We start from the raw sequence: 14483 nt of genomic DNA on the forward strand, positions 1-14483 counted from the left end.
CTGGTCTGAAGAACAGATCTGGGACATTTCCGTTCCGGCTCTGGGCCTCAGATCCTCGAAATGGATCGAAATTCAACCCGAAGGGGCGGTGGCAGCCGCTGTTTCGGAAGGTTCGCCCCTCCGGGCGACGAAATGAGAGGCCACGATGGCGCAGCAGACATTCACCGGTCGCAAACGCGTTCGCAAGTTCTTTGGACACATCAAGGAAGTCGCGGAGATGCCGAACCTCATCGAGGTTCAGAAGGCGTCCTACGACCAGTTCCTGATGGTGGACGAGCCCACGGGTGGCCGGCCGGATGAGGGCCTGCAGGCGGTGTTCCGCTCGGTATTCCCGATCTCCGACTTCTCCGGCACCTCGATGCTGGAGTTCGTCCGCTACGAGTTCGAGCCGCCGAAATATGACGTCGACGAGTGCCGTCAGCGTGGCATGACCTTCGCTGCGCCGCTCAAGGTGACCTTGCGCCTCATCGTGTTCGATATCGACGAGGAGACCGGCGCGAAGTCGGTCAAGGACATCAAGGAGCAGGACGTGTACATGGGCGACATTCCGCTCATGACCATGAACGGCACCTTCATCGTCAACGGCACCGAGCGCGTCATCGTCTCGCAGATGCACCGTTCGCCGGGCGTGTTCTTCGACCACGACAAGGGCAAGACCCACTCGTCGGGCAAGCTGCTGTTCGCCGCCCGCGTCATCCCGTATCGCGGCTCCTGGCTCGACATCGAGTTCGACGCCAAGGACATCGTGTTCGCGCGCATCGACCGTCGCCGCAAGCTGCCGGTGACCTCGCTGATGTTCGCGCTCGGCCTCGATGGCGAGCAGATTCTGTCGACCTTCTACAAGAAGCTGATCTACAAGCGCATCAAGGAAGGCTGGCGCGTTCCGTTCGACGCCAACCGCTTCCGCGGCTATTCGACCGTCAACGACTTGATCGACGCCGACACCGGCAAGGTCGTGCTCGAGGCCGGCAAGAAGCTCACCGTCCGCGCCGCCCGCCAGCTCCAGGAGAAGGGGCTGAAGGCGCTGCGCATGTCGGACGAGGAGCTGCTCGGCAACTACATTGCCGAGGATCTCGTCAACCCGAAGACCGGCGAGATCTATGCCGAGGCCGGCGAGGAGATCACCGACAAGCTGTTCAAGGTGCTGAACGAGCAGGGCTACAAGGACCTGCCGCTGCTCGACATCGACCACGTCAATGTCGGCCCCTACATCCGCAATACGCTGTCGGCCGACAAGAACATGACGCGTGAGGACGCGTTGTTCGACATCTACCGCGTGATGCGTCCGGGCGAGCCGCCGACGCTCGATTCGGCGCAGGCGATGTTCCAGTCGCTGTTCTTCGATGCCGAGCGCTACGACCTCTCCGCGGTCGGCCGCGTCAAGATGAACATGCGCCTCGAGCTCGATGCGCCGGACACCCAGCGCACTCTGCGCAAGGAAGACATCCTGGCGGTCATCAAGACCCTGGTCGACCTGCGCGACGGCAAGGGCGAGATCGACGACATCGACCATCTCGGCAATCGCCGCGTCCGCTCGGTCGGCGAGCTGATGGAGAACCAGTACCGCATCGGTCTCTTGCGCATGGAGCGCGCCATCAAGGAGCGCATGTCGAGCGTCGACATCGACACCGTGATGCCGCAGGACCTGATCAACGCCAAGCCTGCCGCGGCCGCGGTGCGCGAGTTCTTCGGTTCGTCGCAGCTGTCGCAGTTCATGGACCAGACCAACCCGCTGTCGGAGATCACCCACAAGCGCCGCCTGTCAGCGCTTGGACCGGGCGGTCTGACGCGCGAGCGCGCCGGCTTCGAGGTGCGCGACGTGCATCCGACGCATTACGGCCGCATCTGCCCGATCGAGACGCCGGAAGGTCCGAACATCGGCCTGATCAACTCGCTGGCGACGTTCGCCCGCGTCAACAAGTATGGCTTCGTCGAGACGCCGTACCGCAAGGTCAAGGACGGCCGCGTCACCGACGAGGTGGTGTATCTGTCCGCCATGGAGGAGGGGCGCTACCGCGTCGCGCAGGCCAACGTGCCGCTCGATGCCAAGGGCCGCTTCACCGAGGACCTCGTGGTCTGCCGTCATGCCGGCGAAGTCGTGCCGATGACGCCCGACAAGGTCGACTACATGGACGTGTCGCCGAAGCAGCTGGTTTCGGTTGCCGCGGCCTTGATCCCGTTCCTCGAGAACGACGACGCCAACCGCGCGCTGATGGGCTCGAACATGCAGCGCCAGGCGGTGCCGCTGGTTCGCGCCGAGGCGCCGTTCGTCGGCACCGGCATGGAAGGCGTGGTTGCCCGTGACTCGGGCGCCGCGATCGCGGCGCGCCGCTCGGGCGTGATCGACCAGATCGACGCCACCCGCGTCGTCATCCGCGCCACGGAAGATCTCGATCCGACCAAGTCGGGCGTCGATATCTACCGGCTGATGAAGTACCAGCGCTCGAACCAGTCGACCTGCATCAACCAGCGTCCGCTGGTGAAGGTCGGCGACATCGTCAAGAAGGGCGACATCATCGCTGACGGTCCGTCGACCGATCTCGGCGAGCTCGCGCTCGGCCGCAACGTGCTGGTCGCGTTCATGCCGTGGAACGGCTACAACTTCGAGGACTCCATCCTGCTCTCCGAGCGGATCGTGAAGGAGGACGTCTTCACCTCGATCCACATCGAGGAATTCGAGGTGATGGCCCGCGACACCAAGCTGGGTCCGGAGGAAATCACGCGCGACATTCCGAACGTGTCGGAAGAGGCGCTGAAGAACCTCGACGAAGCCGGCATCGTCTATATCGGCGCGGAAGTGCGCGCCGGCGACATCCTGGTCGGCAAGATCACGCCGAAGGGCGAGAGCCCGATGACGCCGGAAGAAAAGCTCTTGCGCGCCATCTTCGGCGAGAAGGCTTCCGACGTTCGCGACACCTCGCTGCGGGTGCCGCCGGGTGTGCAGGGCACGATCGTCGAGGTCCGCGTCTTCAACCGTCACGGCGTCGACAAGGACGAGCGTGCGCTGGCGATCGAGCGGGAAGAGATCGAGCGTCTGGCCAAGGACCGTGACGACGAGCAGGCGATCCTGGACCGCAACGTCTACAGCCGTCTCGCCGACATGCTGGACGGCCGCCAGGGCATCTCGGGGCCGAAGGGCTTCAAGAAGGACACCAAGATCACGCGTGCGGTGCTCGACGAGTATCCGAAGTCGCAGTGGTGGCTGTTCGCCTCGCCGAACGACAAGCTGATGGCCGAGATCGAGGCCATGCGGAAGCAGTACGACGAGTCGAAGAAGGGGCTGGAACAGCGCTTCCTCGACAAGGTCGAGAAGCTGCAGCGTGGCGACGAGCTGCCGCCCGGCGTGATGAAGATGGTCAAGGTCTTCGTCGCCGTGAAGCGCAAGATCCAGCCGGGCGACAAGATGGCGGGCCGTCACGGCAACAAGGGCGTCGTGTCCAAGATCGTGCCGATCGAGGACATGCCGTTCCTCGAGGACGGCACCCATGCGGACATCGTGCTGAACCCGCTCGGCGTGCCCTCGCGCATGAACGTCGGGCAGATCCTCGAGACCCATCTCGGCTGGGCCTGCGCCGGCCTCGGCAAGCGCATCGCCCAGACGGTCGATGCCTACCTGTCGAAGCAGGACGTCAAGCCGCTGAAGGAGACCTTGAAGCGGATCTACGGCGATGACGAGACCATCAAGTCGCTCAACGACAACGAGTTGATCGAGCTTGGTCACAATCTGAGCCGCGGCGTGCCGATCGCCACGCCGGTGTTCGACGGCGCCAAGGAGGCCGACATCGAGGAGATGTTGAAGCTCGCCGGCCTCGACGCATCCGGTCAGTCGACGGTCTATGACGGCCGCACCGGCGATGCGTTCGATCGCAAGGTGACGGTCGGCTACATCTACATGCTGAAGCTGCACCATCTGGTCGACGACAAGATCCATGCGCGTTCGATCGGCCCGTACTCGCTGGTCACCCAGCAGCCGCTGGGCGGCAAGGCCCAGTTCGGCGGCCAGCGTTTCGGCGAAATGGAGGTGTGGGCGCTCGAAGCCTACGGCGCGGCCTACACGCTGCAGGAGATGCTGACGGTGAAGTCGGACGACGTCGCCGGCCGCACCAAGGTCTACGAGGCGATCGTGCGCGGCGACGACACGTTCGAGGCCGGTATTCCGGAATCGTTCAACGTGCTGGTCAAGGAAATGCGCTCGCTCGGCCTCAACGTCGACCTGCACAACTCCAAGCTCGGACCGGCGCCGACGTCGGAAGCCGCCGAGTAGTTCAAGAGGTCATGCCCGGCCGTCTCGGACGGCCGGGTGCCGGCGCCTTCCCCCGCGGGTCAGGACAAGGCGCCCGTTGAGAGATTTTCGAATTTGCGGCCGACCCCCGATCGGCCCGCGAGGAGAATACGATGAACCAAGAAATTATGAATCTCTTCAATCCGACGACGCCGGCTCAGGTCTTCGACCAGATCCGGATCTCGATTGCGTCTCCGGAGAAGATTCTGTCCTGGTCCTATGGCGAGATCAAGAAGCCGGAAACGATCAACTACCGTACCTTCAAGCCCGAGCGCGACGGCCTGTTCTGCGCCCGCATCTTCGGGCCGATCAAGGACTACGAGTGCCTGTGCGGCAAGTACAAGCGGATGAAGTACAAGGGCATCATCTGCGAGAAGTGCTCGGTGGAGGTGACCCTGTCGCGCGTCCGGCGCGAGCGCATGGGCCATATCGAGCTCGCCGCTCCCGTCGCGCACATCTGGTTCCTGAAGTCGCTGCCCTCGCGCATCGGCCTGCTGCTCGACATGACGCTGAAGGATCTCGAGCGGATCCTGTACTTCGAATATTACGTCGTTCTCGAGCCGGGTCTGACCGCGCTCAAGGACCGTCAGCTGCTGTCCGAGGACGAGTACCTCAAGGCGCAGGACGAATACGGCCAGGACAGCTTCACCGCCATGATCGGCGCCGAGGCCATCCGTGAGCTCTTGCGCGGCCTCGAGCTGGAGAAGCTCGAGCAGACGCTGCGTGCGGAGATGCAGGAGACCGACTCCGACATCAAGCACAAGAAGCTCGCGAAGCGCCTGAAGATCGTCGAGGCGTTCCGCCACTCCGGCAACAAACCGGAATGGATGATCATGACCGTGGTTCCGGTGATCCCGCCGGACCTCCGCCCGCTGGTGCCGCTCGACGGCGGCCGTTTCGCGACCTCCGACCTCAACGACCTCTATCGCCGCGTCATCAACCGCAACAACCGCCTGAAGCGGCTGATGGAGCTGCGCGCGCCCGACATCATCATCCGCAACGAGAAGCGCATGCTTCAGGAGGCGGTGGATGCGCTGTTTGACAACGGCCGCCGCGGCCGCGTCATCACCGGCGCCAACAAGCGTCCGCTGAAGTCGCTCGCCGACATGCTCAAGGGCAAGCAGGGTCGCTTCCGTCAGAACCTGCTCGGCAAGCGCGTCGACTACTCCGGCCGTTCGGTCATCGTGGTCGGTCCCGAGCTGCGCCTGCACCAGTGCGGCCTGCCGAAGAAGATGGCGCTCGAGCTGTTCAAGCCGTTCATCTATTCGCGGCTCGACGCCAAGGGCCTGTCGACGACGGTCAAGCAGGCCAAGAAGCTGGTCGAGAAGGAGCGTCCGGAGGTCTGGGACATCCTGGACGAGGTCATCCGCGAGCATCCGGTGCTCCTGAACCGCGCGCCGACGCTGCATCGCCTCGGCATCCAGGCGTTCGAGCCGGTGCTGATCGAGGGCAAGGCGATCCAGCTCCATCCGCTGGTCTGCTCGGCCTTCAACGCCGACTTCGATGGCGACCAGATGGCCGTGCACGTTCCGCTGTCGCTCGAAGCGCAGCTGGAAGCGCGCGTCCTGATGATGTCGACCAACAACATCCTGCATCCGGCCAACGGTCAGCCGATCATCGTGCCGTCGCAGGACATCGTGCTCGGCCTCTACTACGTCTCGATCATGCGCGAGGGCATGCCCGGCCAGGGCATGGCGTTCGGCAACATGGCCGAGCTCGAGCATGCGCTGCACGCCAAGGCCATCCATCTCCACAGCAAGATCAAGTATCGCTGGGAGGGCATGGACGAGACCGGCAAGATCGCCAAGCGCTGGATCGAAACCACCGCGGGCCGCGTCATGCTCGGCAATCTCCTGCCGAAGCATCCGCGCGTCACGTTCGAGGTCATCAACAAGCTGATGACCAAGCGCGAGATCTCGGGCGTGATCGATCAGGTCTATCGTCACTGCGGCCAGAAGGAGACGGTGATCTTCTGCGACCGGATCATGGCGCTCGGCTTCTACAACGCCTTCAAGGCGGGCATTTCGTTCGGCAAGGACGACATGGTCGTGCCGGCGGGCAAGTGGAAGATCGTCGACACCACCCGTACGCTGGCGAAGGATTTCGAGCAGCAATACAATGACGGTCTGATCACCCACGGCGAGAAGTACAACAAGGTCGTCGACGCCTGGTCGAAGGCCAGCGAAGAGATCGCCAAGGAGATGATGAAGGAGATCTCCGTCACCAAGAAGACGGCGACGGGGGCGGATGCCGACATCAACTCGATCTACATGATGTCGCATTCCGGTGCCCGCGGTTCGCCGGCCCAGATGCGTCAGCTCGCCGGCATGCGCGGCCTGATGGCCAAGCCGTCGGGTGAGATCATCGAGACGCCGATCATCTCGAACTTCAAGGAAGGTCTCTCGGTTCTCGAGTACTTCAACTCGACCCACGGCGCCCGCAAGGGTCTCGCGGACACCGCGTTGAAGACCGCGAACTCGGGCTACCTGACCCGTCGTCTGGTCGACGTCGCGCAGGACTGCATCATCACGCAGGACGATTGCGGCACCCATCTCGGCATCAAGATGCGCGCCATCGTCGATGCCGGCACGGTCGTGGCCTCGCTCGGCTCGCGCATCCTGGGCCGCGTGCCCTGCGACGACGTGCGCGATCCCGCGACCAACGCGGTGCTGGTCAAGGCCGGCACCTTGATGGAGGAGAGCCACATCGACGCCATCCAGCAGGCTGGCGTGCAGGAGGTGAAGATCCGCTCGGCGCTGACCTGCGAGCTGGTCAACGGCATCTGCAAGATGTGCTACGGCCGCGATCTGGCGCGCGGCACGCCGGTCAACCACGGTGAGGCCGTCGGCGTCATCGCCGCGCAGTCGATCGGTGAGCCCGGCACCCAGCTGACGATGCGCACTTTCCACATCGGTGGTGCGGCGCAGCTGAACGAGCAGTCCTTCGTGGAATCGAACTTCGAAGGCAAGGTGGTCATCAAGAACAAGGCGATCGCCCGCAACAGCGAGGGTCATCTGATCGCGATGGTCCGCAACATGGTCGTGACGATCGTCGACCCCGACGGCACCGAGCGTGCGACGCACCGCATCCAGTACGGCGCGCGCATGCATGTCGACGACGGCGACATGATCAAGCGCGGCCAGCGCATCGCCGAGTGGGACCCTTACACCCGTCCGATCCTCACGGAAGCCGAGGGTACGATCGGGTTCGAGGATCTGACCGAGGGTCTGTCGATCTCGGAAACGCTCGACGAGTCCACCGGTATCGCCAAGCGCGTGGTCATCGACTGGCGTGGAACGCGCGGTGGCGCGGATCTGCGTCCGGCCATCGTGATCAAGGGCAAGGACGGCAAGGTGCTCAAGCTCGCCCGCGGCGGCGATGCCCGCTACATGCTGTCGGTCGACGCGATTCTGTCGGTCGACGTCGGCTCGACGGTGAAGCCGGGCGACATCCTCGCGCGTATCTCGACGGAAAGCGCCAAGACGCGCGACATCACCGGCGGTCTGCCGCGGGTGGCGGAGCTGTTCGAAGCGCGTAAGCCGAAGGATGCCGCGATCATCGCCGAGATCGCCGGCACCATCCGGTTCGGTCGCGACTACAAGAACAAGCGTCGCATCTCGATCGAGCCGGTCGACAAGACCGAGGAGCCGCGCGAGTACCTGATCCCGAAGGGCAAGCACATCCATCTGCAGGATGGCGACATCGTCGAGAAGGGCGACTTCATCGTCGAAGGCAACCCGGCGCCGCACGACATCCTGGCGATCAAGGGCATCGAGGAGCTCGCGGCCTATCTGGTCAACGAGATCCAGGAGGTCTACCGGCTGCAGGGCGTGCTCATCAACGACAAGCACATCGAGGTGATTGTCCGCCAGATGCTGCAGAAGGTGGAGATCACCGACCAGGGCGATACCGACATGATCTCGGGCGAACAGGTCGACAAGATCGAGTTCGACCTGCTGAACGCGAAGGCCGTGGAGGAGGCGAAGAAGCCGGCCACAGGCACTCCGGTTCTGCTCGGCATCACCAAGGCGAGCCTGCAGACCCGGTCGTTCTTCTCGGCGGCCTCGTTCCAGGAGACCACCCGCGTCCTCACCGAGGCGGCGGTCAACGGCAAGATCGATCCACTCGAGGGTCTCAAGGAGAACGTCATCGTAGGACGCCTGATCCCGGCCGGCACCGGCGCCTCGATGGCCCGCATCCGCGAAGTCGCTTTGAAGCGCGACAAGCTGATTCTCGACGAGCGCGAGAAGCAGGCGGCGATCGTGCCGGCGCAGCCCGAGCCTCAGCCGCTCGCGCTGCCGCCGGCGGAGTAAACGGACGGTTGCGGCATGACCCCGACGGTGTCGGGGTCTGCCGTGCGTTCATCGCGCGTAGAAAAGGCCGGCGTTTGCCGGCCTTTTTTTGACATTTTCTTCTCCTGTTGCCGCGCTGCTGCCCCGTTGTTCATCTTCCCTTCAGGGACAGAGGCGCTTTTGGAAGCATCAGATCCGCTGAGCTGATTTCCGTCGATTCCCGTGGCGATGCGCCGATTTGCTCCGGCGCAAATCTTTTGCGGGCCGGTTACGCTATGGCCGATCGAGCCCCGAGGGTGGCAGGACCCCTGTATGGACGACCGGCAACGTCGCTGACAGCCGGAGATGGCGGAACTTCGATGCTTGACCTTGCGATTGTTGGTGGCGGTCCGGGTGGCCTGATGAGCGCCTGGTATCTGAGGCGCAAACTCGGCGATCTCTGCAAGGTGACGATCTACGAGGCATCCGACCGGCTCGGCGGCAAGATCGTGACGCGCAAGTTCGATACCGCACCGGCGATGTATGAGGCTGGTGTCGCAGAAATCTACGACTACTCGATGACCGGCCCTGATCCGCTGCGCGAGCTGATCCAGCATTTCGGGCTGCAGACGATTCCGATGGATGCGCTGCAGGTGCAACTCGACGGCGAGCTGCTCGACGACGTGCCGGGGCTGCGCCGCAAATACGGCCCGAAGACGGCCGCTGCGGTCGAGGCGTTCCGCAAGCGTTGTACCGACGTGATGTCGCCGGTCGAATATTACGAGGGCGTCGGCGCCCACGATAACGAGCACCCCTGGGCCTACAAGACCTGCGAAGAGCTGCTCGACGAGGAGGTCGAGGATCCCACGGCCAAGCGCTTCTTCAAGGTGATGTCGCGCTCCGACCTCGCGACCGAGGCCCACAACACCAACGGCCTCAATGCGCTCAAGAACTTCGTCATGGATATCGACGACTATATCGGCCTGTACTCGATTCAGAACGGCAACGAGCAACTGATCGAGTGCCTGCGCTCCGAGGTCGATGCCGACATCCAGCTCAATCATCGCGTGCTCCGCATCGGCAAGACCGAGGCGGGTCGCTACCGGCTCAACATGATGAACGGCAAGGGGCCGGAGACGCGCGAGTTCGATCTCGTCCTGGTGTGCCTGCCGCATTCCTGGCTGTCGACGGTCGGCTGGGAGGGCGAGAAGCTGCGCCAGTCCATGGTCAAGCACATCGCCTATTTCGATCGTCCCGCGCATTATCTGCGCGTCTCGATCCTGTTCGACGAGCCGTTCTGGGGCGAGAAGATTCCGGGCTCCTGGTTCATGTCGGAGGCGTTCGGCGGCTGCTGCATCTACAACGAGGGCTCGCGCCACGATGTCGGCAAGCACGGCGTGCTCAACTGGCTGATCGCGGGCTCGGATGCGCTCGCCTTCGCCAACCTCTCGGACCAGGAGCTGATCGATGCCGCGCTGAAGTCGCTCCCTGCGGCGCTCGGCGACGCGCGCGCACACTTCATGGAAGGCAAGATCCACCGCTGGCTGTCGTCCGTCAACGCGCTGCCCGGCGGTCTGCCGGTACGCGACGTCATGACCAATCACCGGCCTGAGCCGAAGGAGCACCCCGGCATCGTCGTGGTCGGGGACTACCTGTTCGACTCGACCCTGAACGGGCTGCTCGATTCGTCGGACGCCGCCACCGACATCATCCTGACCGAAATGATGCGGCTGCGCCGCGCCCGCTCGCAGGCCGAAACGCCGCTGTCCGACAAGATCGACCGTGACTATTTCGACAATTATCGCGGGCAGGGGCCGTACAGCGAAGCGTGGTCGCAGTTCACCGATCCGGACTATCTGACCAGCCTGATCAAGATCGTTTGGAACCGGGCCGGCAAGGGCAAAGGCTACAAGCTCCTGGTCGCCGGCTCCGCGAGCGGTGAACTGGTGGGAGCGCTCCGCGAGCGCGGCATCGATGCCTGGGGCATCGAGAACAACCGCTACATCCATGGCAAGACGCCGAAGGCGCTGAGGAAATACAACAAGCTCGGCTCGATCACCGATATGCCATTCAAGACCGGTGAGTTCGATTTCGTGTTCGAGACCAGCCTCTGCCATCTCGGTGACAAGCAGGTTGCGCGCGCGATCCGCGAGCTCAACCGCGTCGTCAAGACCGGCCTCGTGTTCGGCTCGATCACCTCGGACATGGCTCCGGCGCTGGTCGACCGCTACGACCTGCTGCGCGGGGTCAAGAAGCTCGGCACCTGGTGGGAGTGGTCGGAGCTGTTCTTCGGCAACGGGTTCGATCTGGCCATGCACCGCCGCGATTGCACCGACGAGGTGTGGGCAGCGACGCTCGCGGCCAACAAGGGGCCCGGCCAGTGGTACGCCGACGCCGACAGCCTGCGCTATTCGTTCTTCGACAAGGTCGAGGACGAAGACTAGGCTCGCGGCACAGCCGCCGGCACTTCGAGGCAGGGCCGCGGGCGTTGACCGGCATCTCGATGCTGTCTTGCGTCCGCGGCGCTTGTGACCGTGCTGGTTGCGTGACAGGGCCGCGTCTTGGTCGCGGCGGGTGCGGCACCGTATGGCGAGAATGCTGGCGGCAGGCGGACACAGGTGGTAAAGCCGAGCCGCTTTAATCCGTTACGGTCATACTGGCCGTGCAGGATCGGTTCGTTGAATGGCGCCCAAATCTTCACCGCCGCGAAATCAGACGTCCGCAACGGCAGCTGATCCTGCCGATGATTTGGACAAGCGGGGGCCGGCGGCGGCCGTGCCTGCCGTTCCAAAACCCGGAACAGCGAAGACGTCGGCGACAGAGACGGCTGACGTCGTCGGCGACGATGAGGACGATGACGAGGAGGACGGTGAAGAGGCCGGCCTCGACCTCGACGATGATGACGACGACGAGGATCTCGTCGTCTACACGGCCCGCGAGGCCGCAGGTGCGCTTGCAACCATCTACGGCTTCGTCTCGCCGCTGCTCGCCAGATACAAGAAGATGCTGGCTTTCGTGTCGATCGGCGTCCTGATCGAGACGCTGTTCAACGTCATCATGCCGCTCAGCCTCAAGTTCCTGATCGACGATGCGCTCGGCGAAGAGGATTTCGAGGCGCTCTATCGCATCCTCGGCGTGCTCGCCGCTGCGGGCATCTTCACCTCGATCATTGCCGTGCTCTACGAGCGCTGGGATGCGCGGCTCGCGGCCTGCGTCATCTCGGACGTTCGCACCCGTCTGTTCGATCACGTGCAGAACCTGCCGGCCGCCTATTTCCAGCGTACCAAGCGCGGCGAGATCCTGTCGCGCTTCTCGGTCGACATGTCGGCGTTCGAGAACGTCGTGAAGAGTTTCGCCAACAGCGCTGTGCTGCCGTTCCTCGAGCTGATTGCGGGCATCATTCTGATGCTGTTCCTGAACTGGCAGCTCGCTGCGATCGCGCTGCTGGTGTTTCCGATCACCCTGATCGGCCCGCGTATCCTGACGCCGAAGGCGGTTCAGGCCAATTACGAGCAGAAACTGAACGAAGCGTCGCTGCTCGGCGTGATCCAGGAGAACATCGCGGCGCAAGCCGTCATCAAGGCCTTCAGCCTCCACCGCAAGGTATTCGGCTGGTTCAGCTTCCGCAACGACGCGGCGCGGCGCAAGATGGCCGATGCGATGTTCCTGTCGACCATGGTCGAGCGCACCGTCACGATCTCCGTGCTGCTGCTGCATCTCGTCGTGCTCGCTCTCGGCGCCTATCTCGCCACCAAGGGCCAGATCACGATCGGCACCTTCGTCACCTTCGAGAGCGCATTCTGGGAGGTGTCCTACAACATCGCCCATGTCATGCATTTCGTGCCGGTGTCGATCTCCTCGGCGGCCGCGATCCGGCACATGCAGGAGCTGTTGGACGAGCCGACCCGCGGCGCCGACCGGCCGGGCGCGCCGGATCTGCCCCGCATCAGCCACGACATCACCTTCGAGCGCGTGACCTTCCAGTACGAGGGCAGCGAGACGCCGGTGCTCGACAATCTGAGCCTCAAGCTCGACGTCGGCAAGCGGATCGCGATCGTCGGTCCGTCGGGCTCGGGCAAGAGCACGCTGCTCAACCTGATCCTGCGGCTCTACGTACCCGATGAAGGCCGCGTCACCATCGACGGCGTCGACATCCGCAAGGTGACGCGCGATTCGCTGCGCGGCAGCATGGCCGTGGTGTTCCAGGACAACATGCTGTTCAACATGTCGCTGCGGGAGAACATCCGGCTCGGCAAGGAGGGCGCCACCGACGCGGAGGTGGAGGAGGCGGCCAAGAAGGCCGAGATCCACCGCTACATCATGAGCCTGCCGCAGAAATACGATACCATCGTCGGCGAGCGCGGCGACACGCTGTCCGGTGGACAGCGCCAGCGCATCGCGATCGCCCGCGCCATCATCCGCAACCCGTCCGTGCTGCTGCTCGACGAGGCCACTTCGGCGCTGGACCAGACCACGGAAGCCGCGATCAACCGCACCCTGCTCAAGGTCGCCAAGGGCCGCACCATGATCTGGTCGACCCACCGCCTGACCTCGGTGGTCGAGATGGACGAGATCATCGTCATCTCCGGCGGCCGGGCGATCGAGCGCGGCAGCCACGCGGAGCTCTTGGCGAAGAATGGGACCTATCGCAAGCTCTGGGATGACCAGGGCCATCAGCCGAGCCGGCAGGATCAGGCCGACGACGACAGCGATGACGAGGAGGACGACGACGAGGAGGATGATGACGAGGAATAGACGTTGAGCGGCGCATTGGTCTTCGTCAGCCGCTGCCGAACCCCGCGGCCGAGCGAGACGGCAAAGCGCGCCCAGCGTTGCGCCTGCCAATAGGGGCTGGCCCCGATCGAGACCGATCGGAAATTCCATGCCTTCTCGAGCGACCACGCATCGCAGGCCGTCTTGACCGGGTCCGCATAGAAGGCCGCGATCTTGGCCTCGCCCATGCCGTCAGTCGCCAGCCAGCGCGGAATGTGGACGTTGCAGAGGCGCTCGACATCGGTGAACACCTTGTCGGAACCGGTGCCGGTGACGGGGCAGGTGGTGCAGAAGGCGTCGCCGACGAGCACGACACCCGGCATGCGGTACCCGCTGTTGATGGTGAGATCGGCGGGCCGGACCCGCACCTCGCCGCTCACGGCGTACTCGCCCGTGATCCGCCGCAGGCCGGGCAGGGCGGCGGCCAGCGTTTCGACCGGGTTGCGGCGGATCGCCCGAAGCCAGGGATCATCGACCTCGCGGTAGGCGAACAGGTTCGCCCGCATGCGCTCGCCGATCGGGAACAGGGTGATGTAGGGCACCCGCGCCTTGGCTCGTTCCTGGAAATAGGTCATGGCCGGGAATGGGAAGGCGGAACGGCCGACCGGCGTCAGGTCGAACCCGATCGAGATCGAATGGGCGGGGCTGGTGATCGTGCGGGTGATTCCCAGCATGTGCCGCAGCCCGACGTTCAGCCCGTTGGCGAGCACGACGAGGCGGGCGGAGATCGTCTGCCCGTTGGACAGCACGACCGACTGGCGATCCTCGGTTGGCGTGATCGCTACGGCCTTGGCGACGATTCGCGTCACAGCGCCTGGGATCTGGTCGCGCACCGCCGTCACGAGCGCATCATACGGAATGCCGTATTGCTGGACCTGAGCCCGTTCGAGCACGTAGCCGAATCGGGCGATCCAGTTCTCCGGGGCCAGGGTGGCTTGGGTCAACGCCTTGTCGGCGATCCCGGTGCGACGGAATCGGCCGATCTGCTCGGCACCGGAGATCTTCTCGATTCGAAAGTCGGGCGGGGATACCGCGTGGGGATCGACGAGAATCGCGGGGATGCCGGCCATTCCGAGCATGGCGGCCGTGATCGAGCCGCTCAGGCCGCCGCCAATGATCGCAATGTCGGTATATTCTGTCACCAGGCGCCTCGTCGC

At 64.1% G+C, this 14483-nt stretch carries 5 protein-coding genes; 4 read left to right on the forward strand and 1 reads right to left on the reverse strand.

What is annotated here, in order from left to right; genetic code table 11:
• Positions 1 to 145 precede the first annotated feature (145 nt).
• The 4 genes from rpoB to QX041_RS04355 all read left to right on the forward strand — a co-directional run bounded on the left by rpoB (position 146) and on the right by QX041_RS04355 (position 13308).
• The gene (rpoB, locus tag QX041_RS04340) at positions 146 to 4264 is read left to right on the forward strand and encodes a DNA-directed RNA polymerase subunit beta (RefSeq protein WP_315714569.1); all 4119 of its coding nucleotides are present in this window, start codon (positions 146 to 148) and stop codon (positions 4262 to 4264) included.
• A 131-nt stretch (positions 4265 to 4395) separates the two neighbouring features.
• The gene (gene rpoC / locus QX041_RS04345; protein ID WP_315714568.1) at positions 4396 to 8595 is read left to right on the forward strand and encodes a DNA-directed RNA polymerase subunit beta'; all 4200 of its coding nucleotides are present in this window, start codon (positions 4396 to 4398) and stop codon (positions 8593 to 8595) included.
• Between the two features lie 338 nt (positions 8596 to 8933).
• Entirely contained in the window at positions 8934 to 10997 is a 2064-nt protein-coding gene (locus QX041_RS04350; protein WP_315714567.1) for an FAD-dependent oxidoreductase, read from the forward strand.
• Positions 10998 to 11235: 238 nt separating this feature from the next.
• On the forward strand, positions 11236 to 13308 hold the full coding sequence (locus tag QX041_RS04355; RefSeq protein WP_315714566.1) for an ABC transporter ATP-binding protein: 2073 nt from the start codon (positions 11236 to 11238) through the stop codon (positions 13306 to 13308).
• Here QX041_RS04355 and QX041_RS04360 read toward each other — a convergent pair.
• Positions 13245 to 14468 carry an NAD(P)/FAD-dependent oxidoreductase gene (locus QX041_RS04360; protein ID WP_315714565.1) on the reverse strand — a complete coding sequence of 408 codons (1224 nt, stop codon included), beginning with the start codon at positions 14466 to 14468 and terminating at the stop codon, positions 13245 to 13247. The two genes, QX041_RS04355 and QX041_RS04360, sit on opposite strands and share 64 nt — an antisense overlap.
• Positions 14469 to 14483: the final 15 nt, after the last annotated feature.

Origin of the sequence: Bradyrhizobium sp. SZCCHNRI2009, assembly GCF_032485115.1 — a bacterium.
Classification (GTDB): domain Bacteria; phylum Pseudomonadota; class Alphaproteobacteria; order Rhizobiales; family Xanthobacteraceae; genus Bradyrhizobium.